Source organism: Streptomyces sp. NPDC057565, assembly GCF_042801455.1.
GTDB classification, from domain to species: Bacteria; Actinomycetota; Actinomycetes; order Streptomycetales; family Streptomycetaceae; genus Streptomyces; species Streptomyces yanii.
In genome coordinates this window covers 1-25,568 of sequence record NZ_JBHVFU010000042.1, presented here as the reverse complement: position 1 = coordinate 25,568, position 25,568 = coordinate 1, and the positions used below count along the sequence as shown (strand labels likewise).

Annotated in this window: 17 protein-coding genes and 1 pseudogene; 8 read left to right on the top strand and 10 right to left on the bottom strand. The window is 66.2% G+C overall.

Annotation, left to right across the window (positions count from 1 at the left end; translation table 11 throughout):
• Positions 1–17 precede the first annotated feature (17 nt).
• The 4 genes from ACFU8W_RS38750 to ACFU8W_RS38735 form a co-directional block, all read right to left on the bottom strand.
• Positions 18–767: a hypothetical protein gene (locus ACFU8W_RS38750; RefSeq protein WP_384047988.1), complete on the bottom strand. Its 750-nt coding sequence runs from the start codon at positions 765–767 to the stop codon at positions 18–20.
• A gap of 76 nt (positions 768–843) precedes the next feature.
• Entirely contained in the window at positions 844–1,308 is a 465-nt protein-coding gene (locus ACFU8W_RS38745) for a DddA-like double-stranded DNA deaminase toxin (RefSeq protein ID WP_384047985.1), read from the bottom strand.
• 835 nt (positions 1,309–2,143) lie between these two features.
• Positions 2,144–2,572 carry an Imm1 family immunity protein gene (locus ACFU8W_RS38740; RefSeq protein WP_384047982.1) on the bottom strand — a complete coding sequence of 143 codons (429 nt, stop codon included), beginning with the start codon at positions 2,570–2,572 and terminating at the stop codon, positions 2,144–2,146.
• Entirely contained in the window at positions 2,569–11,787 is a 9,219-nt protein-coding gene (locus ACFU8W_RS38735) for a DNRLRE domain-containing protein (protein WP_384047979.1), read from the bottom strand. The genes ACFU8W_RS38740 and ACFU8W_RS38735 overlap by 4 nt, the downstream gene beginning before the upstream one ends.
• A 368-nt stretch (positions 11,788–12,155) precedes the next feature.
• On the opposite strand from ACFU8W_RS38735, the gene ACFU8W_RS38730 reads away from it, so the two are divergent.
• The 3 genes from ACFU8W_RS38730 (at position 12,156) to ACFU8W_RS38720 (ending at position 16,990) form a co-directional block, all read left to right on the top strand.
• On the top strand, positions 12,156–13,640 hold the full coding sequence (locus tag ACFU8W_RS38730) for an FG-GAP-like repeat-containing protein (protein WP_384047976.1): 1,485 nt from the start codon (positions 12,156–12,158) through the stop codon (positions 13,638–13,640).
• Between the two features lie 24 nt (positions 13,641–13,664).
• Positions 13,665–14,219, top strand: coding sequence for a hypothetical protein (locus ACFU8W_RS38725; RefSeq protein ID WP_384047973.1), 555 nt, complete (start codon positions 13,665–13,667; stop codon positions 14,217–14,219).
• Between the two features lie 251 nt (positions 14,220–14,470).
• Positions 14,471–16,990 carry an FG-GAP-like repeat-containing protein gene (locus ACFU8W_RS38720; protein WP_384047970.1) on the top strand — a complete coding sequence of 840 codons (2,520 nt, stop codon included), beginning with the start codon at positions 14,471–14,473 and terminating at the stop codon, positions 16,988–16,990.
• 451 nt (positions 16,991–17,441) lie between these two features.
• Here ACFU8W_RS38720 and ACFU8W_RS38715 read toward each other — a convergent pair whose 3' ends face one another.
• From ACFU8W_RS38715 to ACFU8W_RS38700, 4 genes are all read right to left on the bottom strand, one after another.
• Positions 17,442–17,990, bottom strand: coding sequence for a transposase (locus tag ACFU8W_RS38715; RefSeq protein WP_384047967.1), 549 nt, complete (start codon positions 17,988–17,990; stop codon positions 17,442–17,444).
• Positions 17,987–18,526, bottom strand: a complete 540-nt coding sequence (locus tag ACFU8W_RS38710; RefSeq protein WP_384047964.1) for a transposase — start codon at positions 18,524–18,526, stop codon at positions 17,987–17,989. The genes ACFU8W_RS38715 and ACFU8W_RS38710 overlap by 4 nt, the downstream gene beginning before the upstream one ends.
• Positions 18,527–18,600: 74 nt before the next feature.
• A complete protein-coding gene (locus ACFU8W_RS38705) occupies positions 18,601–19,104 on the bottom strand; it encodes a DUF6233 domain-containing protein (protein WP_384047961.1) in 504 nt (167 codons plus the stop codon).
• A 44-nt stretch (positions 19,105–19,148) separates the two neighbouring features.
• Positions 19,149–19,736, bottom strand: coding sequence for an Imm21 family immunity protein (locus ACFU8W_RS38700; RefSeq protein ID WP_384047958.1), 588 nt, complete (start codon positions 19,734–19,736; stop codon positions 19,149–19,151).
• A 303-nt stretch (positions 19,737–20,039) separates the two neighbouring features.
• On the opposite strand from ACFU8W_RS38700, the gene ACFU8W_RS38695 reads away from it, so the two are divergent.
• Positions 20,040–21,242 carry an IS110 family transposase gene (locus ACFU8W_RS38695; RefSeq protein ID WP_384047955.1) on the top strand — a complete coding sequence of 401 codons (1,203 nt, stop codon included), beginning with the start codon at positions 20,040–20,042 and terminating at the stop codon, positions 21,240–21,242.
• A 62-nt stretch (positions 21,243–21,304) separates the two neighbouring features.
• On the opposite strand, the gene ACFU8W_RS38690 is transcribed toward ACFU8W_RS38695, so the two are convergent.
• Entirely contained in the window at positions 21,305–21,730 is a 426-nt protein-coding gene (locus ACFU8W_RS38690) for a hypothetical protein (protein WP_384047952.1), read from the bottom strand.
• A gap of 437 nt (positions 21,731–22,167) precedes the next feature.
• Here ACFU8W_RS38690 and ACFU8W_RS38685 point away from each other — a divergent pair, with 437 nt between their 5' ends.
• Positions 22,168–22,527 carry a hypothetical protein gene (locus ACFU8W_RS38685; protein ID WP_384047948.1) on the top strand — a complete coding sequence of 120 codons (360 nt, stop codon included), beginning with the start codon at positions 22,168–22,170 and terminating at the stop codon, positions 22,525–22,527.
• A 163-nt stretch (positions 22,528–22,690) separates the two neighbouring features.
• On the top strand, positions 22,691–23,020 hold the full coding sequence (cutA, locus tag ACFU8W_RS38680) for a divalent-cation tolerance protein CutA (protein ID WP_384047945.1): 330 nt from the start codon (positions 22,691–22,693) through the stop codon (positions 23,018–23,020).
• Here cutA and ACFU8W_RS38675 read toward each other — a convergent pair.
• Positions 23,017–24,327, bottom strand: a complete 1,311-nt coding sequence (locus tag ACFU8W_RS38675) for a helix-turn-helix domain-containing protein (RefSeq protein WP_384047941.1) — start codon at positions 24,325–24,327, stop codon at positions 23,017–23,019. The genes cutA and ACFU8W_RS38675 overlap by 4 nt on opposite strands.
• A 299-nt stretch (positions 24,328–24,626) precedes the next feature.
• Here ACFU8W_RS38675 and ACFU8W_RS38670 point away from each other — a divergent pair, with 299 nt between their 5' ends.
• Complete coding sequence (locus ACFU8W_RS38670) at positions 24,627–25,160, top strand: hypothetical protein (protein WP_384047939.1); 534 nt, start codon at positions 24,627–24,629, stop codon at positions 25,158–25,160.
• Between the two features lie 195 nt (positions 25,161–25,355).
• A pseudogene (locus ACFU8W_RS38665) lies at positions 25,356–25,568 on the top strand (hypothetical protein); the annotation flags it as partial.

Genomic DNA, 25,568 nt, shown 5'->3' with positions numbered 1-25,568 from the left:
AATCAACTCCCCACCTACTAAAAAGGTGGCTCGTCAGCTGATCCCCAATTTTCCTGCGAATCACGAACCCGCTCACATTCTTCAGAAGGGAGCGGATCGGCATACGATTCAATCAACATTCGCCCTTGCCCCCAAGCATCCAACGCCTGGGAGGCCAGACTTCTATACCATTTATTGGAGCTTCGCGCTAGAACGTTCTCCACCAAAGGAGTCAATCTCTTGCGATGCATCGCCAATGCCGGGGACTCCAAAAATCGAACGGCGACGACAACAGCCTCCTCCACTACTCTCGAATCAGAGTCATCAAGGTGGCAAGCGACACCCGAAAAAGCTTCCGGGTAAATACTCCTAATAGCTATGAAATCAGGAAATGGCTCGGTCGGTGAAAATCTTCCCCACTCTCGAATGCGCTGCTCCTGGCCAACACTGACATAAAAGGCCACATTGGCTAGCCATGCAAGAAGTTTGCCTCGAAGTGGGAATTTCCCCCCTTCCCACGGAGGGGCAAGTGCGGCTCGACTCGGTCGGTCACCCAAAAGCGCGGCAACATACCTGAAAGCTGGCACGGTTGCAGGATACACCACCCCATCGTTGAGAAGGGTGTTATTAAGGTAATAGAGTGAACTCGCTATCGCCGAAAAGTCACCCGACGTCAAATCGCGAAGCTTGGCCAGAGTGCCCGAGAAGGTAAAGCCGTCAACATTTTCGAAATTATCCCAATCGGTGAAATTAACGATCTCGCATGGATTCAAGTTATCGCCATTCATATCTATACGCCACCATAGCGACCTACAGGGGAAAGCAGCCAAGGCGCGGCAGCAGGGACCGTGCCTTGGCTAATCCTCAGAAGGGTTCCTCACTGAAAACTTGGCCGAGCTGAGATCGAACCGTTAGCGATGAGTTCGCCGGCAGCATTCCTGCCACTTTTGATGAGCAGAAACCGCATGGCCCGCCAGGCTTCGTAACCATCAGCCGAGCAACCAAACCCTCACCCCCAGATCCCGCCTGTTTAGCCAGAATCCTCATTATGGTGGCAGCCTGAACCTCAACATGCGAGCCGTAAAACCTATTGGGGCCGGGGCGTGCCGCAGCAGGCATCTCGTTCCTGTTAGCTCTGATCAACGGATGGAGCCTATCGGAAGACAGGTCAAACAACTCTCCATGTCCCTTAATCCAAAGGAGCCCACCGGTAGATTGGTCTGGCTCTTTGGAATATGCGGCATTCTCCGATGCTCTGGCATGCGCCCGTTCATCCGTAGTGGGGCAGGTGCTGTTGTGTGCGAGGACCGGGGTGGCGCCTGCGAGCACATAGTACGTGTGCTACGCGACCCCTCTCTACCTGCGTTTTCGCAGGTCAAGCGGTATTCGGCGGTCCGCTGAGGTGCGGGTTCGGCCGTGGTTGTTCGTGGTTGTTGCCCTCACTACTGCCGTCAAGGGTCTAGACCAATCAGGCAGGCTGGGTGCCCGGCGGGCAGCTGCCGGGCCACCCTCGGTAGGCGTGCGGCCGGGCTCGTGCGTCGGCCAGTCTGGCGGCGCGGGAGCCGGGGCGGGAAAGGGCGTCCAACGACGGTGGCCGGGAGCTTGGCTCCCCGCCGGAGGCGTCGCCGGCCGCCACCCTCGGTGAGCCCGGCGACGGACGTGAAGGGTCGGCCCCCTGGTCGGCCCTGTGCCTGCGATCCGGCCGTAGGACGGTTGTCGGCGACAACTTGCTGTGCGAAGCGCCGGGACTCTACGCCCGCAACCTGCCTCTGGTGGAACCAAGTTGGGCCCAGCTCGCGCCTGGGTCCGGTCGCTCGCCGGCGCTCGGCACGGGCGTCAGATACTCGCCCGGGGGTGGGCCTGTCGGCGACGACGGCCAGCTCTGGCGGGCGGGTGCCGCCTTGAACCTCGAAGAGAAAATCTGGACGCGCGCCCCCGAGCCACCTAGCACAGCGGCGTGTCAGTGGCCCCGTAGGCGACCGGGTCGGTCGCGGGGGCGGGCTGATGGTTGGCGCCGAGCAGAGCGAGCGTGGCGGCTGAGGCGGCCAATGCGTCTTCAGCGATAAAGATCAGGGGGTCCCACCATGGCTGGTGGGACCCCCTGGGGGTGTGCCGAAGTCAGCTGTTACGAGTCATGACCACGGGCACTTCTTCTATCCGGCACTCAGAACTCTTCCTCTTGCCACTCGATGCACGTCGGAATCTCGCCGCCATTGCAGAGAAATTCCTTCACTGCCTGACGGACACGTTCGACAGGGATTTCTGAGCCAGGCATGAACTCCCTCACGTGACCGAGCAGCATGTATTCGACTATGCCGCGATCCACCGAGCCCTTCGATGCGAAATTTTCATCTTCAGCGAAGGTCAGCGCGCCCATCTGGGTGACCCTGTTGAGTCCGACGGCCAGCTCATGATCCGCGTATCCCGATGCCAGCGAGGGGCGGTCAAGAGAATAGACGATGGCACAGTTCTGCTCATGCTTCCCGTTCAGCAGGGAATCGATGAATGAATCCACTTCATCCGCGCTGCCGATAGCATAGTGAGTTCTACCGTGCTCGGACTCAAATTGCACCCGGAGTCCGCTGGTCGTCATTCAATACCTCCAAACAGTAGGTCTGTCATTCGGCCCGTGTTGTCGCGCCAGTGCACCCTCAGCGTCTTGCTGCCCAGTAGATCGCTCAAGTTGCCCAAGCAGGAAGGACGATCCGCCTTGAAGCACGGACCATTTGCGTTGTTGATCACGACCTCAGCGTGATCAATCCCGCCCTCGTGCATCATGTGGACCACCTTCGTTTCGACGTGGTCGGCGTCCCCCCAAACGTTGCCCCGAAAGAGGCCCCGATCCTTGAGCCGCGTGGCAAGAGAACGCTTCGCCGCCTTGGTGAGGGGATCGCTACTTCCGCCGCTTATGATGTCGTCATCGCTGATCGAACTACGCCCCATCGTCGGCCCCTCGTCATTTGGCCGAGAAGGTAGCTTCGCCAGTTCACACTCGGCATTGAAGTTGTGAACCAGGACCGGCGTGGCGCCCGCCAGTACATAGTACGTGTGGACGCCGTCGACGGTGAGGTTGTGGACACGCTCACTACGATGAGTGTCATCGATCGCGGTGATCTGGGTCCAGGTGCCGGCCGAGGTCTGGAGCCACATACCTGGCTCGAGGTCCTCTGCGTTCACCCACTTGCCGAAGTCCGGCAGCCAGAACGGGTGCTCGTCCGTAGCGGTGATGGAGCTGGCTTGAGCCTTGCCGTTCTTGCCGTCGGGGTCGACGGTGAGGGTGATCAGGTGCTTGACACCGCTGTGGTTACGGGTATCGGTGATCTGGCGCGCTTGCAGGTCGCCGGTCTCCGGGTCGGAGGCCAGGACGTACTCGCCCTCCTTCAGGTCCTCGATGTTCTTCGTGGACCCGTCGGCCATGGCGACCTTGGTGCCGGGAACGAAGCTGTTCTTCTTCTTGCAGGTGCCACCCTTCTTGGTTTTGGGTGCGCGGTGTTTCCCGGTGCCCTTGCTGACGGTCTGCTTGGCCTTCTTGACGCCCGCCTTGGCCTTGCCCGCGACCTTCTTGCCGCCGGCCTTGGCCGCGCCCTTGACCGCGTCGACGGCCTTGGCGCCCTTCTTGGCCCACTTCGCGGCCGTGACCGCGTTGCCGGCGCCGGGGATGGCGGCGGCCATCGACATGGCACCGTCGACGTAGTTGCCCTCGGCCATGTACCAGACGCCGTTGGCGACGTCCGCGACCTCTCCGATCACCGGGACCATGCCCGCCACGTCGAGCGCCGCGTGGCCCACGTCCGACAGCGAGATGTCGATGCCGAAGAGGTGACCGTCCAGCTCCACGAAGGAGATCGGGTTGCCGCCCGCGAACGCGTACCGGTTGCCCGTGTACGGGTCGGTGGCCAGGGACATGTCGTCCAGAGCGCCGCCGTACATGTCACGCGTCAGGAAGCGGTTCAGGCCCGGGTCGTAGTTCCGGAAACCCATGTCGTAGGTGCCGGAACCGTCGTCGTGACGCGCCGCGTTGTACCGGTAGTCGTTGTACTGCTCCTTGTCCGGGTTCGCGGCATCCGGCTTGTCCGCACCGGTGAACTGCTTCTCGTCGTCGGAGCCGTACGCCGAATACCCGTACGTGGCACGGGTGTTGCCGTCGTCCTTGGTGATCGCCTCCACATCACCCTTGGGGTGGTAGAGGTACTGCGAGTACTCCTTCGCCGCGTCGGTGTGCTTGATCTGGGTCAGCTTCTGGCCCCACGGCGAGTACTGGTAGGACTTGGTCGCCTTGCCGGCGACCTCCTCCCGCAGCACCTTGTCCTCCATGCCCAGGTACGTGAAGACCGTGGTCTTCCCGCCCGTGCCCGACGTGGACTCCGAAACCGTGCGGTCGAAGGCGTCGTACACGTACGACGTCGTCTTGGCCGAAGCCCCCGTGCCCGCCGTGCTCTTCGCGATCCGGTCGAAACCGTCGTAGGAGTTCTTCTGCTGCACCGACCCGTTGGAGGACACCGTGTCCAGGCGGCCCAGCGGGTCGTAGTTGTACGTCGAGGAGACACCGCCCGCGGACGTCTTCAGCAGACGGTTGCGGTCGTACGTCGAGGTGGAGGTGGTCCCGCCCACCGTCTGCTCGACGATGTTCGAGTTGCCGTCATAGGTGTACGTCTCCGTGCCCGCCGCATCGCCGGTCTTGGTGACCTTGGCGATCCGGTCCTGCGGGTCGTAGTCGAACGTCGAGACGGTGTCGAGGTAGTCCGCCGCGTTGTCGGCGTTCATCACCTTCGACGTGTCCTTGGAGCGGTTCCCGTTCGGGTCGTACTCCAGGTCGTGCGAGGCGACGACCGCCCCGCCGCTCTTCTTCTCGGTCTGCGACTTCACCGCGCCGTTGAGCCAGTACCCGTAGTCGACGGTGTTGCCGTTCGGCTTCGTCTGCTTCAGCGGCTGGCCGCGGTCGGTGTAGGTGAAGGTGGTGATCTGCTGGTTGCCCGCCGTCGGCGAGTCCGCGTTCGTGATCTTGTCGACCAGGTCGCGGATGTCGTACTCGGACTTCGACCACGTCAGATCGTGGGTCGTCGTGACCGGGTTCCCGTTGGCGTCATAGGTCAGCGCGGTCGTGTTCTTGACCGTGCCGGCCAGCTTCTCCTCGACCTTGGCGAGCTGGTTCAGCTCGTCGTAGGTCATCGCGTACGCGTCGGCCCTGGCCCCGGGGGCGAGGTCCTTGACCTCGGACAGCAGGCCGTTGACGTCGTAGCGGTAGGTGAAGTCCTTCTTCTCGTTGTCGGTCTCGCCCGTGTTGGCACGGACGAGCTTGATTCCGTCGGCGACGACCGTGCCGTCGGCCAAGTCGGACAGAGTGATCTTCTGGGTGCCCGACTCGGTGAAGGAGTACGAGCCCAGCGAGACCCACTCACCGGACCGGGTGGTCTGGTTGACGGGCTTGGTGACCTCGCCCGACGCGTGGGTGATCTTGAACGGGGCGTTGGTGGCCGCACCGGTCACGTCGCCGTGCCGGGTGAAGACCTCGTACGTACCGTCCTGCGGGATGTTCAGCTGCCAGGTGAAGGACGAGGTGCCGGTGCCCTTGGGGTGCGTACGGACGTCGTAGCCCCACTGCCCCATGGCCGTCGAGGAACCCCAGGTGCCCTGAGTGGCGGCATTGTTGACATCCGTGGAGTCGACGACCACCACCTGATTGCCGACCGGGATGCCGTCGTCCGAGCGCGCCTTCTGGTTGCCCGACGGGTAAAAGTCCCACGTCATCGTCCGCTGCGAGGAACCGCCGGCCGAGGTCAGCGTGTTCTTCGTCTGCTGGCCCAGGACGTTGTAGTCGTACGCTGTGGTGATCTCGAAGGGATCCTTCGCCGACTTCGTCCAGCCGTTGTCGAAGTACGTGTACTCGGTGTCGTTACGGACCGACTGGCCCTGCGACGGCGGAGCTGAGACCCGCTCCAGCTGCCCGACCGTGTCGTAGAAGTAGAACGTCTTGTCTGGGGTAGCGTTCTTGACGTCGTCCTTGTCGAACGGCGTCAGCGTCTCCTTGACCCGGTTCAGCTCGTCGTACACCGTCTCCGCGGTGTAGTCGGTCGCGTCGTCCGTCGTCTCGACGCCGCGCGGGCTGATCTCCTTCGTCTGGTTGCCGACCTCGTCGTACTCGAGCCTGGTCGTCCGGTAGGTGATGTTCCCGGAGCCGTCCTTCGAGTACGGGACCTTGATCTCCTTGGCAAGGCCGCGCCGGTCGAAGACCGTCTCGCTCGTGTTGCCCTCGGCGTCCGTCGCCTTGTCGGTGCGGCCGTCGAGGTCGTAGTTGACGGTGGTGAACTTGCCTGCCGCGTCCGTCGTCCTGGTGACCCGGTGGTTCAGGTCGTAGGTGTACTTCGTGGTGTAGTCGGCCGTGTCGGCGGTGGCGTTCTTCTTCGGGTCCACCACGGTGACCAGGTTGCCGACGTTGTCGTACTCGCTGGAGACCTTGTCGCCCTTGGCGTTGACCACCGAGACGGGCTGGTAGATCTCGTCGTAGGTGTACGTGGTCGTGTAGTCACCGGCCGTCGCCGTCACATTGCCCTTGGGCTCCGTGACGGTCAGGGGGTTCCCGACCTTGTCGTACGTGGTGGTCGTGCGCCGCTCATCGTCCGTCGAGATGTCCTTGGGCGCGAGGGACGCGGTGACCTGATCCGCCGCGTCGTACACCGACGAGGTCTCCGCACCGTTCGGCGCGAAGGCCTTCTCGATGTTGTTGTTGGCGTCGTAGACCGGGGCCGGCGTCGTGATGATGATCCCGGCGGCCTGTTCCTTCGGCGACTTCTGCTCCAGCGGGCGGCCGAAGTAGTCGTACGCCTGCGTGACCTTGGCGCCCTTGGCGTTCACCACCTCGGTGGTGTTGCCCCGCTCGTCGTAGACGAAGGTCGAGCTGTTGTTCAGCGCGTCCGTGATCTTCGCCGGGTAGCCGGCCGGACCGAAGTCCGCGTAGGTCGTGGAGTGGCCGTTGGCATCGGTCTGCTTGGTCGGCTGGCCGTAACCGTCGTACTCGGTTGTGGCCGTGTAGTCACCGTCGACCGTCGCCGTGGCGACGCCCTCCGGGTCCGTCACCGACGTCTGGTTACCGAACCCGTCATAGCCGAACTGCCAGACGTTGCCCAGCGGAGACGTCTTGTGGAAAAGGTCGGCGGAGTAGCCGTCGATCCGCGTGGTGTACTCGAACGCTGTCGCCTTGTCCGGGTACGAGGACGGGTTGCAGTAGTCCGTCGGGTTGAAGGACGTCCAGGACTTGGTGACTTCCGCGTCCCACTGACGCAGCGGATAGCCCGTCTTGGGGTCGTAGCAGTACGCAGCCTTGGCCTTGTTGTGCTCCTCCATCAGAACGACGTTGTTGTCCGCATCCCAGCTCAGCTTGGAAGTCTGGGACTTGGCATCCGTCATCTGCACCGGACGGCCGAAGTCGTCCAGGATGTGATCCGTGGCGTGCGACTCGGCGTCCGTCACCTTGGTGTCGGTGAACTTGTCGCTGATGGTGGCGTTGGGCTTGTACGCGAAGTCTGTGGTGAATCTGCGACGGTCGGTGATCGTCTGCGTCCACCAGTGGTACTTCGGGTCGTCGCCCTCCTTCGGGTAGTAGTACGCCAGGTCGGTCGCGTTGCCGCGCGGGTCGGTCGCCTTGACCAGCTTGACGTTCTTGTTGCCCTGCGTCGCGTCGTAGGTGAACTTGAAGACCTTCGGCTGGGTCCACGCCTCGCCGTCGACGAGCTGCCCGAGCAGACCCTTGTCGGTGTAGTAGAAGCTGATCTTCCGGCCCGAGATGTCCGTCATGGACTTCACGTGGTCGTAGATCTTCGAGTTGGTCAGATTGGTGCCGGAGACCTTGGCGCCCGTACCGTCGATGTACTGGTAGGACGCGTCACCCTTCTTGTAGTACTCGATCGTCAGCGACTGACGCCCGGCCGGGTCCGTGATGTAAGTGAGGAACTTGGTCGGCTTGTTGTTGGACTTGCGTTCCTCGTACGTGTACGTCTGTGTGTTGCCGTCGTTGTCGACGACCGACGTCATGTAGCCGTCGCAGCCGAACAGGAACCGCGTACCGTCCGGGCGCGTCAGCGTCCACGCGTCCGGGATGGGGTCCTTGAGCGGGGTGCAGTCCAGGCCCGCCTTCGGGGTGACCTTGTAGTGGACACCGGCCGGGGCCTTCCAGGAGCCGTCCGGCTGCTTGCGGAAGACATGGGTCGTACCGTCGCCGTCCGGCAGACGGATCTCGGTCGGGTTCGGGTTCGGGTGGAAGTCCAGCGGAGCGCCGAGCCGAGTCGGCCCGGAGACCTGCGCGGACCAGCCGTGGCCGAGGACCGTGTCCGAGGTGTCCAGCGTGTTGTACGCGAGACGGGCGAAGGTGTTGACGCCACGGCCCGGGTTGTTGATGGCGTTGTACTGCCACACGCTGTTACCGGCGGCCAGGTTGTTCATCAGCGACGAACCGGCGCCGGTGTTCTTGCCCGCGTACGAGTAGAACTTCTCCAGACCGAGCTGGTTGGAGGTGGGCTCCTCCACCGCCACGTTCTGTGCCAGGCCGGGGATGGCTGGGCTGCCGGCGGACTGCCACTGGCCGGTGGACTTGTTGCGGATGTCCCAGGTCAGCACGTAGTCGCTGCGCTTGTTGCCCTCGGCCGAATTGATCGGGGTCTTGACCTGCGCCTGCAGGGTGCGCGACTGACCAGGCAGCAATGTGGCCGACAGCGCGGTGGCGACCTGGTTACCGCCGGTGGTGGCGTCCGTGCCGTCGGGCAGCGACCAGCGGTAGGACAGCTCGTGGCTGGTCGGGGTCCAGGTCGTGGCCGTGGTGTTGGTGACCGTCACTGCCACCGTGTAGGTGGAGTTGGGGGTCATACGGGCCGGGGTCTGCTGGGCGGAGTACGTCGACGGCGTGGTCGAGTCGACATAGGTGACCTGGAGCTGCGGGCGCAGCTGCGGCTCGGACGCCTCGGAGGACAGGAAGGTGGTGCGTTCCTGTGGGCCGGTCGCACTCTCGTCGGCGAGCCGGATCGCCACACCCTTGTTGCCGGTCGGCGTCTTGATCCAGTTCTGGGTCAGCGAGGTCGCGTCCCACCGGTACCGCTTGGGGTCGTTGGTCGCGTTGGAGACCGTCGAGGCCTCGGCCGCTCCCATGTCACCCCCGGCGGTGGTCCAGTTCCCGGCGGCGCTCGCCTTGGTCCAGGTGGCCGTTTCGTCGAAGTCCCGGGTCAGCGGGTGCATCCGGTAGGTGGCACCGTTGCCGTTGGGGTTGGTGGTGGTGCCCCACAGGTCCAGGTTGGAGGAGATGACGGTGGCGCTGGCAGGGATGTTGGTGCTGACCGGGAACTTCAGCAGTGCCCGGGTCTTGCCGAGGGTGGGGTGGTTGTTTCCGACGCTCATCCACTTCTGCGCGACCGCTGTGTCGGTGATGGTGTCGTGCGCTGTCGTGGACTCGGTCGAGGACAAAGTGGTGTCCGCGATCCCGGACTGAGTCTGGATGATCTCCGTGGTGCGGCCGGCCAGCGGCAGACGGACCAGCTGGACCGGCGAGCCGAGCAGCGAGCCGTCCTTGGTTTTCACCGCGATCTGGTAGTAGTACGCGCGCCCCAGGCCGCCGCCGTTGGCGTCCGGCTGAGTGACGAGGGCGGAGGTGTCGGTGTAGCTCGTGCTGCCCGACGCGATGGGAGCGACCAGGGTGGAGGCGTCCGGGGTGAAGCCCTGGAAGACGCTGCGGTGGATCTGGTACTCGACGATGTCGTCACCAGTGTCGATGGGGTCGCCGTTGTTGTAGGCGCTCCACGACAGTTCGGCACCGGTGTCGTGCAGAACGGTCGGGGCCTTGAGGCTGGTCCCGACCTTGCCGAAGGTGACCGTCAGCTTCGGGTACGTGGCGGTCTCGCCGCCGAAGCCGTACTCGCTTGCCTCGTACAACGGGCCGCCCTGACCCAAGGTGGCCTCGTTGGAGGCCTGTAGCACGAAGCCGTAGTTCGTGGCGGTGCCGGACACCCACTTCTGCACGGTGTCGGTCACCGGGAAGTTGTGCCACTGGTTGTACTCGCCGGCGTCCTTGACTATGGAGCCGGGGTTGACCAGGCGGACCGCGTCGGCGACCGTGCGATGGTTGGCATCTCCGGTGTCACCCAGGACGACCTTGCCGGCGGTGCCCTTGGCGAAGTTCAGCTGGGAGGAGCCCAGCTGCTTCCACACCGGGCTCGAGCCCGCGCTCTGGTCGACGGTGTAGTTCGCCGTCGCCGGGGTGCCGTTGTTGTCGTAGGTCACTGTGTACGGGGCCGCAGTCGTGGCATCCGACAGCGGGGCGAAGTGTGCCTCGACCTTGTACGTCCCGGCCTCGTTGACCTTCGGCTGCCAAGTGTAGGACTCGCCGGTCAGGCTGTTCTTGTTGTACGCGTAGTCGTTGCCGACGTTGACGCTGCCGATGGTGCCCACACGGGGCCATTCACCGACCGCAGCGGTGCCCGCATCGCCGTCGTCGACCTGGACCGTGGTGCCGGACAGCTCGCCGGACAGGGAACTGGTGTTGTTCCAGGTCGCGGCGGTCTGCTCCCATGGACCGGTTGCCCTATGGGCCTCGACCGTCACATTCTTGTCACCGGTGGTGTGGGTCTGGTCGAAGTACAGGCCGAGCCGCGCACTGTCGATCTTCGCGCCGGCGGGAATGCCGTCCAGGGGGAACTTCACCAGCGAACGGCGCTTGCCTGTAGCGGTGGTGCCCACCCCGAGCTGCCAGTTGCCGGTCTTGGAGGTGCCCACGCCGTTGTAGTTTTTGTCCGGCACGGAGGAGTCGACCATGACCCCCTGCGAAAGGCAGCCGACGTAGTTCGAGTCATCGCACGGCGGCGGCGCATAGGTGATGGTCGGGTCGATCATCACCGGATACGAACGTGCCTTGGAGGCAAGCCATGCGGCGTCCGGGGTGACGGTGAGCTTGTAGTCCTTGCCGTCCCGGGTGAGCTTCTGCGTCACCTTGGTGGAGGCGGCGTGCCCGTAGGGGGAAGACTTGTCCTTCTTGGCGTCCGTCATGAAGGCGGCCGGGATAACCATCACCGGCTGCTTCACGCCGTCCTTGTACAGGGCGATGGTGCCGTTCTTGAGCGCCTTCGGGGTGAGCCCGTCGGTCTTGAGCGTGAAGACGAACTTCACCGCCTTGTCCGGCTTTTCGGCCAGGACGATGTTTTCCTTGACCGCACCGTTCTTGACCTCGTAGACGAGATCGGCGCCGGATACGGCGTCCCTGTAGGTGACGGTGTTGCCCTTGACGCGGGGCTTGAGCGAGTCCTTGGCTCCGCTCAGGCCCAGAGACACGGCGTGGGCGGAGTCGGCCTCGAAGCGCAGCAAGTTCTTCGAGCTGTGCCCGAAATAGGAGCGCCCCAGATTGTCGGTGTTGCCGAAGTCGAAGCCCTTGCGACCAGTAGGCGCGACCTTGGTGTCGATCGGCTTCCACTGCTTGCCGTCCCGGAACGACTCCGGCACACCCGACAGTTCGGCCTCGATACGACCGTCCGAGAGCTGCCAGTACCGGGCGGACGCAGTCCGTCGCGAGGTCAGTTCCCTGACCCGCTTGGCCTTAGACCGGGCCTTGCCCTTCGGCAGTTTCTGCCGGCTCGGTATCTCCAGCTTGCCGCCGGTCGGTGGCTTCGCCTCATCGTCGGAATCGTCGGCGCTGATCCAGCCCTTGATGGTGTCGACGAAACCCCTGTCATCGTCACCGCCCGAGGCCGGTGCGGCATAGGCGAGTTGCGGCAGTGCCGTACTGGCTACCGCCGAAACGATCAGACAGGAGATTAGTCTCCTGTATCGGACTTTCACGTCTTAGGTCCCTTTCGTTGCGGCGCCCGCGCGAAGTGTGTGCGGACAGCGCAAATGGGCCGACGGCATGCCTAACCGTCGACCGGACCGCCCGATCGGCTGTGAATTCACTGTGTGGCGGAGGAGTTGTAATCCCCTGGATATACCCACGTCAACTGCTTGAACAATTGGGGCAGTTTATGTGAATGCAGTAGTCATGGGACGAGGCGGTCGGCTGAATTGACCTGGTCTGTCCAGGCGTTCGCCGGGGCGACTATGCATGGGATATAACCGCCGGGCTCGTGTGCGGGCCGTCCCGCAGCATCCCGGCTGACCCCACCGCCACGGCGTCCTTCGCTGCGACTGTGCGTCTCTTTAAGGAGATTGTTATGGCGCTTGTCCCCGCCCGCCTGCGTTCGCGTATCGCCATCGCAGTGGCCGTCGTTGCTGGTGCGGCCCTGCTTGCCGTGCCCCAGACCGCCTACGCCGTAGCCGCGCCGGTGACGGCCGATTTCAACAAGGATGGCAAGGCCGACCTCGCCGTTGGCATTCCGCAGGCCGCCGACACCACCATCACTGGCGCCGGCGCCGTGTCGATCGCCCCCGGCTCCGCCACCGGGTCCAACGGCGCCACCAAGATCACCCTCACCCAGAACAGCCTCGCCGGCGGGATCGACCTGCCCGGCAGCTCCGAGACCGACGACCAGTTCGGCGCCACCACCGCCTGGGGCGACATCAACGGCGACGGCTACGCCGACCTCGCCGTCGCCGCCCCCGGCGAGGACGACACCTCCGGACACACCGACGCCGGCGGCATCACCCTGCTGTACGGATCGGCCACCGGCCTCACCGCGGACACCACCATGTACTTCGCCCCCGCCTCCGCCCGCGTCGGCGGCGACCGCTGCGGCGAAGCCATGACCATTGGCGACTACAACGCCGACGGCAAGGCCGACGTGCTGGCTTTCTGCCCCGGCAGCTATGCCATGTGGGTCATCGACGGTGCCACCCGGACCGTCAAGGACACCGCGCCGCAACAGGTAGCCGCGGGCGCGTCCGCCCTGTCGCTGACCTCGGCCGCCAACGCCGAAGCAGCCTCGGGGGACATCGACAAGGACGGCTACCCGGACGCCGTGGTGACCTTCACCCAGTGGGACGGCACCAGCCCCCTGTACGTCCTGCCCGGCTCTGCCACCGGACTGCACACCGACACCGCCACCAGCCTGGAGGGCGCGGGAGGCGTCGACGTCGCCGTCGGCGACCTCAACAAGGACACGTTCCCCGACGTCGTCGTCGGCCAGCCGGCGGCCGTCATCGGAGGCCGCGTCACCGCCTACTATGGCTCCGCCGCCGGCCTGTCCGACACCTCGAAAACGACCCTGGACCAGGACTCCTCCGGCGTGCCAGGCGCCAGCGAGTCCGGCGACGACATGGGCGCATCCGTCGCTGTCGGCGACGTCAACAAGGACGGCTACGTGGACGTACTCACCGGCGCCCCCGGCGAAGACCTCACCTTCAACGCCGCCAACCAGGCCGACGCGGGCACCACCCTGCTCCTGAAGGGATCCGCCACCGGCCTCACCGGAACCGGCTCCGTCTCCCTCAACTCCGGCACCATCGACGCGACCGGCGACATGGCCGGCGCCCCTGAGCCCGGCGACCGCCTCGGCACCGCCGTCGCCCTGCTGGACGCCACGAATGACGGCTACGCCGACATGGCAGCGGGAGCCAGCGGCGAGAACACCGGCGACGGCATGGTCCTGATGGCCAACTCCAGCGCCACCGGCATCCTCGCCTCCTCCAGTGCAGGCCCTGGCATCGGCACCTTCAACGTTCCCGCCGGCGCCCACATCGGTGACGTCCTGGCCCCCTGACCACACCTGCAGGAGTCCACTTCCATGACCATGTTCAAAACCACCGCCGACACGGCGCCACCAGCCTGCGAAGCCGAACCGTCCAAGCCGACGGGAGTCTCGACCGAGGACGGCAGCGAGCCCGCCACGACAGGCACCCCCGCCCAGCGCGATCTCTCCCGTCTGATGCGAGTCGGCGTCCCTACGGTGCTCGGCATCGCCGGCGTCGCACTGCTCGCCGTTGGGATCGCCGTCACCTGGGGCGGGAACGGCAAGACACGGCCGTCCTACTCCGTACCCATTGCCTACCACGTCACCGGGACCGGCACCGCCGACATCACCTACCACGCCGGCCTCAAGACGGGCTCCAGCAAGATGGCCGCCTTCGGTCATGAAGCCACGGCCCGACTGCCTTGGCGCGCAGCCGCACGCGTCACTCCCGCCAGCGGCCCTGCCACAGTGACCGTGCAGCTCGGTGCCAAGGGTGGCCACGCCTCCTGCCGCGTCGACCTGCGTGGCAGAGAGGTCCACATGGCCACGGCCTCGGGCCCGTACGGACGCGCCACCTGTACCGCTGAAATCCCGCCCAAGCAACGCTGAGACCTTCATGCCGGGAGACAATCGTCACCTTCATGGCGACGGTTGCCTCCCGGAATGTGGCGTGAAAGTCCCGCATTCAGTCACGGATTCCTCTGATGCCCATCGTGAGCGGCGTCAGCAGGGTGTGACGGATGTGGTGCCTGGTGCGCTGGAGTGGAGTGCAGACCATGTACATCGAGATACCAGGGCGGGAATCTGTGTCGAACAGCAGTAATACAGGGTTGGGTAGACGTCGGCTGTCGCAGCGAAGAATGCGCAGGATCGTCCTGCCCGCCCTTGCCTCGGCGTTGATCGGTTCCGGGGCGCTTGCCGCCCTGGCCATCGGCAGCACTTCCTCGCCCGAGGAGCCGCAGCGCGAGGTTCGTCCCGCCGCCGTCCGCACCCTGGCCCTGGAGGGTTCGTCCGCGACGGCGCGTGAGCGGCAGCAGACGGCCACCGAGGATTTCTCGATGGTGGCCGTGAGCTGGCCCTCGGCCAAGGCGCGGCTCAGCGGCGAGGTGGAGATCCGCACGCGCGCCGCCGGCGGCAGCTGGAGTGGCTGGCGTGGGCTCGAGATCGCTGACACGCCGCCCGACTTGGGGCGTGACGGCTCGGGCAAGGGCATGCGTGGCAGTACCGAGCCGCTGTGGGTGGGTCCGTCGGACGGCATTGAGGCCCGGGTGAGCGGCAAACGGTCCCTGCCCGCGTCGATGCGTCTGGACCTGGTCGACCCCGGGACGGGCGGGTCCCCCACCGCGGGCAGCGAACTCGCCGCGTTCACTGCCGAGAGCGCAAGCCCGTCGCCGACCTCGGTGACCGGGCCGCGTTGCCTGGACGGCTTGTCGACTGCGCCCGCGACGCCGGCCACCGGGCCTGTCCCCAAGCCGGCGATCATCTCCCGTGCTGCCTGGGGTGCGGATGAGTCGATCGTGCAGTGCCCGACCGTTTACAGCCCGGCAGTCAAGGCCGTCGTGGTTCATCACGAGGCGGGCAGTAACAGCTACAGCTGTGCGCAGTCCGCAGCCATGGTCCGGTCCATCCAGGCCTTCCACGTCAAGACCCAGGGCTGGGGCGACATCGGGTACAACTTCGTCGTCGACAAGTGCGGGCAGATCTTCGAGGGCAGCAAGGGCGGTGTCGACAAGCCGGTCAAGGCGCGGCACACCCTCGGCTTCAACCCCGACACGGTCGGTATCTCTTTGCTGGGCAACATGGAGACCGCCAAGCCCACTCCGGCCGCGCGCGCCGCGATCTCCCGTATCGCCGGGTGGAAGCTCGGCCTGTACGGCGCGGACCCGCTGTCGAAGACGACGCTGACCGCCGAGTTCGACAACGGCCGCTACACCGCGGGCCAGCAGGTCGAGACCGACCGCATCACCAGCCACCAGGACCTCATGGCGACCGCCTGCCCCGGTGCCAACCTGCACGACCGGCTCGCTGACCTGCGTGCCCTGACCACCTCACCCACAGCCTCCGCCGCCCGCCCCACCGCGGACCTGGGCCGCGACGGTGTCAGCGACCTCGTCGCCGCCATGCCGAAGAACGCCAGCGGCAGCCTCACCGTCGTCCCCGGCTCCCTCACGGGACCCTCCGCAGCCGCCAGGAAGACGCTGACCCAGGCCAGTTCGGGCGTCCCGGGCACGGCGGAGAGCGGCGACTCGTTCGGTGCCGCCACGGCAGTAGGCGACATCAACGGGGACGGCTACGCAGACCTCGCCATCGGAGTACCCGGCGAGGACGACACCTCCGGCAACGCCGACCGCGGCGCCGTCACCGTCCTGTACGGCCCCGGCCTCACCTCAGGCCTCTCGTACACCACGGTCGGTACCACCGCGGCGGGCGCCAAGCTCGGTTCCGCTGTCACCGTCGGCGACTTCAACGCCGACGGCAAAGCCGACGTCTTCTCCGCGGGCACCGGCAGCGGCGGCAGCTGGAACACCCGCCTGACCGGCACCACCACGCAGTACGGCACCCTGACCACGTCCACCACCCAACTTGCCTACGAGGACGCCGCATCCGGCGACTTCAACCGCGACGGCTACGCGGACGTCGCCCTCACCTACCGTGACGCCACAGGCATCGGCCGCCTCCTCTGGTTCAAGGGCGGCAGCGGTGGCCTCACCAAGGCCGGGCTCCTGTCCGTCAAGGGCGGCCGCTCCCTCGCCGCCGGCGACATCAACGGCGACGGCGTCGACGACATCGCCGTCGGCCAGCCCTCCACCTCCGAGTCCGGCGCGCACGCGGGCGGCCAGGTCAGCGCCCTCTACGGCACCGCCGGCACGGGCCTGACGTCCACCGGCGTGTCGGTCGTCCACCAGGACACCTCCGGCGTGCCGGGCGCGGCCGAGTCCGGCGACGCCATGGGCGCCGCCGTCTCGGTCGGCGACTACAACGCCGACGGTTACGCGGACGTCCTGACCGGCGCCCCGAACGAGGACATCACCCGCAACTCGGTGAACCAGTCCGACGCCGGCACATCGATCCTCCTCAAGGGCAGCTCGACAGGTCTCACCGGAACCGGCGCCCAGGCCATCTCGCAGGACACCAGCGGCGTCCCCGGCTCCACCGAGACAGGCGACAACCTGGGCTCGTCCGTCTCCCTCACGGATCTTTCCGGCTATGGCCGCGCCGACCTGACGATCGGCGCAGCGGGCGAAGACGCGGGCAACGGTACGCTCCTGGCCGTCCCGAGCAACAGCACGGGCCTGGGCCTGTCCGCGTCCACCTCCTACGGATCGACCCAGCTCGGCACACCGGCCGGGGCGCACCTGGGAACAGTCCTGGCCCCGTGAACCACAAGTTCGGTCTTTTCGCGTGGCACGGCAACAACCGAGCTTGGGCGAAGGCATCGTAGGTAGGGCGGTGGGCGGTCCAGTCTCCAACTGAACCGCCCACCTCAGGCAACGCGAGTCGTGATCGCCGCCTGCGACAGCAACCTCACGGAAGCTGAAGGGCGACTACAACGGGATGCCGATGACAGTCCGGCTCTCGCGGCACGGAAAGCCCGTGCACGCCTGGCCGCCCGCGCCGTCCGAGATCGCCGATCTCCCGAACGACGGGACGCTGCAGGACGTCTGACGTGACGACGTCCTCCGAGTGAAATTCCTTCGCACGCGGGTGAAGGGGTCGACCAAGGCCCTGGCGGAGCGCCTGGTGTCCTGTGACGCCGGTCTCTTCGTTTCGCAGCTTTACCCTTCGCCTGATCGTTCGCCTTGCAGAGTGACCTTTCGTCGCGAGGTGGGGTTACTGAGCTTTGAGGCGTGGTGTCGTCAGTTTGAGTCCGGTCTCGGTGAGGCATCCGTCGATGATGTCGCTGCGGTATTGGAGTTGGCGGAGGCCGTGTCGTAGGGCTCGGAGGAGGTGGTCGGGGTCGGTGAAGGCGGTGTTGGCCTGGGTGGTGCGGCGGAGTACGGACCATATGCCTTCGACGGGGTTGAGGTCGGGTGCGTAGGGCGGCAAGTGGCAGGCGGTGATCCAGTCATGCGTGTCGATGAAGGCGCGCATCCGGGCGTCCTTGTGGACGTTCAAGTTGTCCCAGATAAGGACGATGGGCCCGCCGAGCTGTTGGTGGGCGGCGATCAGAAGGTCGCGGTACTCGGTCCAGGCAAAGCTCTTGCGGCCACCTCGCTTGTGGTCGGTATGCCGTTGGGGCCGGTAGATCAGGCGCGAACGCTCGCCGGGCTTGTAGCAGCACAGGGCCGCGACGGAGTAGCGGCGCTGGGATCGTCCGCGAACCCGGATCACCGGCGTGTGTCCGCGTTTGGCCCAGGTTCGTGAGGTCGGCGGCGTCATAGAGAACCCGGCTTCGTCTTCGAAGAAGATCCAGGCATCGAGCGCCGCCGCGATGCTTCCACATGTGGCCAGGTCTCCTTCACCCAGCCGGCCACCGCCGCCTGGTCACGCTCAGCCGCCCGGCGGGCGGGAACCTGATGGCTCCAGCCGTGCCGCCTGAGCATCTGGGAGATACCTGACAGCGTCATGCGCTTATGAAACCTGCGGCCGACCAGCGTCTTGATCCGGGCCAAAGTCCATCTCTGATCCGGCCAGCCATGCGCGACCGGGCCCTTGGCCAGCTCCTGTTCCAATACCCCGAACAAAACCTCGTTCAACTTGGGCCGACAGGCCGGGCCGCGTGAACGCAGAGCGTCCTGCCCAGCCTCCAGCCAGGCCCGCCGCCACCGCTGAACCGACCGGACACTGACGCGTAACTCCTTCGCGATCACGGCACTGTCCAGCCCATCGACGAACATGCCGACCGCTTCCATCCGGACCCGCTCACGGAACGCTTGTCGCTCCGCGGTCAGACCCCCACCCTGCGGATACTTCATGCTTCGGGCATACCGCGACGATCACGAGCTGTCAGCCCCCGCGACACCACCCCTACAAGGTCAGTAGCGGAGGGTCACCCTTGCCTGCCGAGCACAGTGTCCGGCTGGCATACCTCGCAGGCCGGGATCCCTTCGGCCAGGGCGGCAGCGGCCTCCTCCCGGCTGACTGCTCGCAGCTCTCTCCCTACCCAGCAGTCGCCGCGGTGGACCTCGGCCCGTGGGACGCCGATGCCGACGTCGGTGATGCCCCAGTCCGGGGTGCGCGGGCGTGGGCGCCGCTCTTCGCTCGGCGGCTCCGTGGGCTGCCGCTTTTCCTGCTCGTGCTGGCCGGCCTGCTCCGCGCGTTGCTGCTCCCCGCCTCGCGGCTTCCCGCGCTCCTGCTGTTCGACTTCGCCGATCCGCTGGCGTGCCGGGCCAGCAGCATGACGAGGAACGTCTCCAGAGTGCGGAGGCGTGGCAGGTAGGGGGTAGGTCGTACATGTGTTCGAGTCTATGCCCGTGGGGATTTGTAGCGCAGCAGGCCGTGAGTGTCCTGTGCCATCGAACCTTGGTCGTTGCCATCGAAGGTTGATGATCATTAGGTTTGTGCCATCAAAGTTTGAGTGGCACGGGATGCTGAGCGTCAGGCCTGGCCGTCCTCGGCGACGAGCTGCACCACACCCACCCACGGGAATTCGCCGGTCTGATGGACCGCACGCACCCTCCACCGACCCGCCGGGAGCTGCACTGGAGCCTGGTCCGGCTGACCCCCGTCGGGATACTCCACTCCCAGATCGGCGCCCGCTTCGGCCGAATCCATCAACACCGCCGGGCCATCGGTGACCCACAGTCCGCCGTCCTCCCAAGCGGTGTCCGGATCGGCCAGGACCGCCTCGGCTGCCGCGAACAACTCGGCCTCGGAGTCCGCAGCCAGCCACCGCACGAACAGCAGCTTCTCTGGCAGGAAGCACGTCTTTGCAGGTTCATCGGCCAGGACAAGCGCAGTGACGGCGCCCGCGCCCACGGCGATCACACCGGCCCAGTCCTCCACCTCGCAGGCGCGGTCGTAGTCATCACGGCCATCGGCATCACCGAGGACGGAACCGTCCTCCGTGCATCCACCCCAGGCGTTTACCGAGGACTCCGGAACGACGATCAAGGGGCCGCCCATCGACCGGACCCACACCAGCCCAGCACGGTCACAGCGATCGGTGTTGTGAGAAGCATCCATGCGCGCAGTCTGCCGCCCCCTACTGACACCGCTCGGAGGCCGGAGCTTGGTCGGCCGACCTGGTCACTCAAACTTCCCTACCTTGTTGCACGGGATCGGGCCAGCCCTTCGTATGGTTGGCCCGCCCAGGGGTGTCGGGTGTGGCTTTCAAACTTCTGCCGCTTGTGGCTTCCAACGATTGACCGCCCGACACCCCACGACGACTCGGCTGCCAATTAGGAATTGCGCACGATCGCTCCGTAGGGAATCGACAGCGAGGTCGTCCGTGGCAAGCCCACTGAACCCTATTCACGGAGGAACCGAGTGGCCGCCATCTGGGCCGGTATCGACGCAGGCAAGACCCACCACCACTGCGTGGCGATCGACGAGACCGGCAGCCGACTGCTGTCGCGACGCGTCGCCAACGACGAGCCGGAACTCCTCCAGCTCCTCGCGGACGTGCTGGCCCTGGGCAACGAGGTGACCTGGGGCATCGACCTCGCCGACGGCGGAGCCGCCCTGATCATTGCGGTGCTCCTCAACCACGGCCAGCGCGCCTTCTACATCTCCGGACGGGCCATCAACCGCGCCTCCGAGGGCTACCGCGGCGAGGGCAAGACCGACGCCAAGGACGCGGCGGTGATCGCCGATCAGACCCGCATCCGACGTGACCTGCAGCTCGTACGGACCGGCGACGAGATCGCCACCGACCTCAAGCTCCTCACCGGTCACCGCTCGGACCTGGTCGCCGACCGCACCCGCACCGTCAACCGCCTCCGAGCCCATCTCACCGGCATCTTCCGGGCGCTGGACCGGGCCCTGGATCTCACCAACGCCGGGCCGCTGACGCTGCTGACCGGCTATCAGACCCCCGCCGCCTTGCGGCGCCTCGGCGCCAAACGGCTGGAGACCTGGCTGCGGAACCGCAGTGTTCGTGGCGTCGGCCAGATTGCCGAGGCGGCGCTGGAGGCTGCTGGAAGCCAGCACACCAGCGTCCCGGGCGAGAGGACAGCCGCGCGGATGGTCCACACACTGGCCGCCCAGGTGATAGCTCTCAACCAGCAGATCGCCGAGATGGACAAGGTCATCGCGGCCAGGTTCCGCGAGCACCGCGATGCCGAGATCCTCGCCAACCTGCCGGGCCTGGGCCCAATACTCGGGGCCGAGTTCCTGGCCGCCACCGGCGGCGACATGGCCGTTTTCGCCAGTCCCGACCGCCTCGCCGGCTTCGGCGGAGTCGCGCCCGCACCCCGCGACTCCGGCAAGATCAGCGGAAACCTCCGCCGCCCACAACGCTACAACCGCAAGCTCCAACGCGTCTTCTACACCTCGGCGCTGATCAGCATCCGCTGCTGCGACGAATCGCGGCGCTTCTACGATCGCAAGCGCGCCGAGGGCAAACGCCACACCCAGGCCGTCCTCGCCCTGGCCCGGCGCCGAGTCAACGTCATCTGGGCCCTCCTTCGCGACCAACGCTGCTACCAGCCAGCCCGGCCCGGGACGCCCGCACCTGCCGGGAGGAGCTGAGCCTCGGTCACGCTGCCTGGAGTCACACGCCTACTCGTTGGACTTGCCCGCTTGGCTTCGATCTACGGCATGCTCTTTGCTATCTCGAATCCGGACATCTCATCCCAAGGGGTGGCGCTCCAGAGGCGGAGCAGTGCATCCCAGATGCGGTTGACGAGCGGCCAGTCAGGGATGTCCCCGGTGAGGGTGACCGTTGCGAGCAGGTCGCAGCCCCAGATGCCCTGCTCGTTTTCGGGCGATGTAGCGATCACCGACTCCGCGATCCACTCCACTCCTACGTGGACCTCAAGGGTCAGCCAGTCAGCCGCGGGGTCCCCGGCGGGCCCCCGGGTCGCGAGCGAGCAAACAGCAACCTCGTCCACGAACGGGCCAGACCGGTGCGTCAGCAGGAGGGCACCGGCTGGCAGGAGTTCGTCCAGAAGGCGGCTGATTGCCGCCTGCCCGTTCTCCTCGCCCGATCGACAGAAGAACGTGAGCTGGTATGCCACGGCCGGATCCCGCCTCCCCCAACGACTTGTCCCGATCATGATAGAGACCGCTGCTCCATACCTCCGGCGCCGGGGCGACGGCGCTCATCGGGGCCAGTGGGCCTTGACATACGGCATTAGGAATCGATGTCACACGCTCAAAGTTCGATGTCACAGGACAGTGAGGCCGCGGGTGGGGTGGCATGGCTGCTGACCTGTCGCAACGAAGTTAGTCGACCAGCTCGTGTTGACCTGCGCGGACTGGATTGAGTGAGACGCGAGCGGGTCGGCGATTTACCTGTGTGCGAGGTCGCTGTCCTTGACGCTGAGGTTTGACGGCTCAGGCACTCGCCCGCGTGACCAGCCGCCGCGTCGGTAGGATGCGGGCGAGCACGTTTGCGGCAACGGCTCGTGTGTGCTCCAGGCCGGGGCGTGTAGGTTCGAATAAGGGGAGCACTGTGGCTCTGGCAGAGCGGCCTTCGCTGGCGTGGGATGTCGCTGACCTGGTGGCTCAGCAATTGCTAGTCGTGCCGAATCCCCTGGCCGCATGGAACAGCGACCCGTTCTGGGTCTCCGTATGGGACTCGGACCCTGGACAGGTCCTTGTCTCCCTGCATGTTCCGCGTGAGAGCGCCGATCCGTCCATCCAGTTGAAGATCGGGTTTGCGGTGACAGAGGAAAGCCCGAAGCTCCAGGCCGAACGTATCGTCGCCGCCGTCCGGCGCCCGCACCCCCTGAACGGCGCGGTGGTCTGCGGGGGCTATCGAGAGTGCGCCGAAGCCTTCGGGTATATCTGGCCGTTGTCGCTGGAAGAGTGAGTCACGAGCCACCGGTCAACTTCGGTAGCCAAGGACAGCTGCCGCGGTAGGGGGCGGGGTCCGACGCCGGGCGCACCGACTCGGCGGACACCCTGCCCCGTCGGCGGTGCATCTTGGCCAACTAGCAGATGGGTGGCGCCACCTGCTGGCTAGGCTCCCGGCCATGACTGAATACGTGCAGGTATCCACGGCCACGGAGACGAAACAGCAGGCGATCGACCTCGCGGGTTCGGCGGTGAAGGAGCGGCTTGCCGCAGGTGCCCAGATCATTGGGCCGGTCACCAGCGTGTTCTGGCACCTGGGTGAGTACGGCACTGGCGAGGAGTGGCAGCTCCTCCTCAAGACGACGACCGACCGCTACCCGGAGCTGGAGGCGCACCTGCTTGAGCGCCACCCGTGGGACAACCCCGAGCTGTGCGCCGTCCCGATCGTCCTGGGCGCCGAGCGGTGCAAGCAGTGGATCGGTGAATCCGTCTCCTCGGAAGCGTCCTAGTCGGCCGCGCGTTCCAAGGCGTCCCGGACCGTACTGAGGGCCGCGTGGGGCCGCAGCTTGGTGAGGAGCGGCTCGATGCGCTGCCGGGGCCGGATAGAGGCGACGCCCGTTGCGAGTTCGAGCGCGCGGCCGGTCTTCTCGGCTGCCTGCTCGACCTCGCCGGCAGTGAGGTAGGCGTCGGCGAGCCAGGACAGGTAGAGCGCTTTGTCGCGGGCGTGGTCGTCGGAGTACCGGTTGAGGGCGTCAGTGAGGACGGGCACGGCCCGCAGGGGGCGGCGGAGTTCAGTCCAGCAGCGGCCAGTCATGATGTCGAGCTCGGTGCGGTCGACCCAGGCGGACCAGTCGGGTTGAGGCTCGCCGTCCTGCGCGCCTTCAAGGGCCTCGCGTGCGGCGTCGAGGGCGAGTTCTGTGCTCTTCGGCTGGTTGTCGACGGCGCAGGCCCAGGCGAGACGTTCGTAGAGCAGGGCTCGGACTGAGGACGGTGTCCGGGCGGTGATCGTTGCACAGGAGTCCTCGGCGAAGGCGACGGCGGTGCGCCGGTTGTCTGCGAGGGTCTTGTAGGCGAGGAACGCGAGGCTGTTGCCGTAGAGGTCGGCGTCCTGTGCCTTGCGTGCGAAGTCGCGGCTCTCCTCGTACAGGGATCCGGCGTCCTTCGTGCGCCCTCCGTCGAAGGCCGCCCACCCTGCTTGCTGGGCCTGCTCCGCAAGGAGTGCGGTGAGACGGCGGCGGGTGCCGTCGGTGAAGCTGGCGCGCCGCAGGAGGCCCTTGGTGTACTGCACTTCGCTGAGATACGTGCGGTAGGTGTCGCCGCCGCCGAGGATGTCGTCGAGGCGCCGTAGGCGGGTGGTGCGTTCGCGGAGCCGGTCGATGTAGGTGTCGGTGATGCGACGCGGCGGGTCAGGCCGGTGGAGGGCGGGGAGGGCGGCAGCGAGGCCGGTACTGGTTGCTGCCTGGAGGATGGTTCGGCGACGCACGTGCGGTCCGTTCTCTGTGCTGGAAGTTCCAGCAGGAGCGTCGTCGGCCTCCCAGGGTCGGGGAGCGAGGCCGAGCAAGTGCCCGGGGACGCGTAGAGCATCCGCGATCTGCACGATCTTCTCGAAGGACGTGATCCGGCCTTGGCCCCGTGCGAGTGTTCCGACCCGGTCAGGTTTGATGTCGCACTCGGCGGCGATCTTCGAGTAGCTGATCCCTGCCCGCTCGCGGGCGATCCGGAAGACCGCCCCAAAGTCGTGGGCCGTCAGTGCGCGGTACATGTCCTCGTCGTCGAGGAGACGGCGCGGCAGGGCCGTAGGTGGCTGGTAGATCATGCGGCACTCTTCCTGCTCGCCTGAGTCTGCGCGGTAACTGTCCGCCGCGTGTACCCATCATGGGTATACCCCGCGGCAGGAGGCGGGTCTTTCGCAGGAAAGTCACTCTTTGCGCTAAGGCCCCGGGGTCATGCTGACCGCCGACCCCGGGGCATGGACGACTGGCTAGGAGTCGCCATGTTTGAGCGTACCCAACTCCTTTACCGTGCAGACGAGTTCAAAGACACCGATCGCGGTGCCTCGGGGGCCGCGCGGTGAGAGACGTACAAGCCCCGGACGAGCTGAGCCCCGGAGTGCCCGTGCACTCCAGGCAGGAACGGGAGTTAGCGGTAGGCCACTGGCTCCTCACCGCAGCTCCGGACATGAACGAGGCCCGCGACCAGTGGGCGACGAGGGGTATCGCGCTCCTGCGGTGCGGCGGAACCTTCGCCGCGATCCGCATCCCGGCCGGCATCGTGCAGGCTGCCGCCGGCACTGAGGACCCCAAGCGCATCGGTGTCTATCTGGACGAAGCGGTCCACGGTCCCGTTTTCATCGACATGTCCTCTCAGCGGTACTACGCGCTCGTACCGGCGAGCACGTCACGGCTACCGCAATGGGCCGACCGTCAGGTGCCGGAGGCGGAGTGTCTCGGGTCCGGTTGTTTCCTCGGTGTCCCGCGCCCGCAGCGGACCGAGCCGGAGATGTTCCGGTCCTACTGGTGTGTGCCGATGGACGGCCCCGGCGCCCTGTGCAGCCCGGACGCGGTCTCGCAGCTCGTCACCTACGGCCGCTATCAGCGGGCCCTCGGGGAGCGCCGGGCGGTGGAGGGGGACGAGGACGGTCACGGATAAGACGACCGTGGGTGTTGAGGAGGCGTACCGCGCCTACGTGGGCCACACCATCACCCACGCCGACTGCGGCGCTGACGGGCCGTGCAAGGAGCGGCGTCGGCTCAAGAACGCGTGGCAGAGTCTCTGCCGGCGGTGCGCGAGCTGCGGTACGACCAGCCTCGCCAGCCTCAGCGTCGTGGGGGCAACGATCCCGCTGTGCGACGACTGCAAGCCGCGGCAGGTCCGGTGACGACCTTCCCGCGACCGCTCGTCGTTCCGTATATCGCCTCGTGGTCGGCGGAGCAGGCCCGCAGCCCCGTGGTGATCGGTCCGTGCGGTGGCATCACCTACCAGGACGAGGGCCCGTACGACCGGGACGCCGACGGCTACCTATGGCTACGGGCACCCGCCAAGCAGGGGTGCGGGCGC

Excerpts from the sequence above, each read along its gene's own strand:
- ACFU8W_RS38730 (WP_384047976.1), top strand. The coding sequence starts at position 12,156 with ATGGCGCTTGTCCCCGCCCGCCTGCGTTCGCGTATCGCCATCGCAGTG.
- cutA (WP_384047945.1), top strand. The coding sequence starts at position 22,691 with ATGACTGAATACGTGCAGGTATCCACGGCCACGGAGACGAAACAGCAG.
- ACFU8W_RS38705 (WP_384047961.1), bottom strand. The coding sequence starts at position 19,104 with ATGATCATCAACCTTCGATGGCAACGACCAAGGTTCGATGGCACAGGA.
- ACFU8W_RS38715 (WP_384047967.1), bottom strand. The coding sequence starts at position 17,990 with ATGACGCCGCCGACCTCACGAACCTGGGCCAAACGCGGACACACGCCG.
- ACFU8W_RS38700 (WP_384047958.1), bottom strand. The coding sequence starts at position 19,736 with ATGGATGCTTCTCACAACACCGATCGCTGTGACCGTGCTGGGCTGGTG.
- ACFU8W_RS38725 (WP_384047973.1), top strand. The coding sequence starts at position 13,665 with ATGACCATGTTCAAAACCACCGCCGACACGGCGCCACCAGCCTGCGAA.
- ACFU8W_RS38740 (WP_384047982.1), bottom strand. The coding sequence starts at position 2,572 with ATGACGACCAGCGGACTCCGGGTGCAATTTGAGTCCGAGCACGGTAGA.
- ACFU8W_RS38720 (WP_384047970.1), top strand. The coding sequence starts at position 14,471 with ATGCGCAGGATCGTCCTGCCCGCCCTTGCCTCGGCGTTGATCGGTTCC.
- ACFU8W_RS38710 (WP_384047964.1), bottom strand. The coding sequence starts at position 18,526 with ATGAAGTATCCGCAGGGTGGGGGTCTGACCGCGGAGCGACAAGCGTTC.
- ACFU8W_RS38675 (WP_384047941.1), bottom strand. The coding sequence starts at position 24,327 with ATGATCTACCAGCCACCTACGGCCCTGCCGCGCCGTCTCCTCGACGAC.
- ACFU8W_RS38750 (WP_384047988.1), bottom strand. The coding sequence starts at position 767 with ATGAATGGCGATAACTTGAATCCATGCGAGATCGTTAATTTCACCGAT.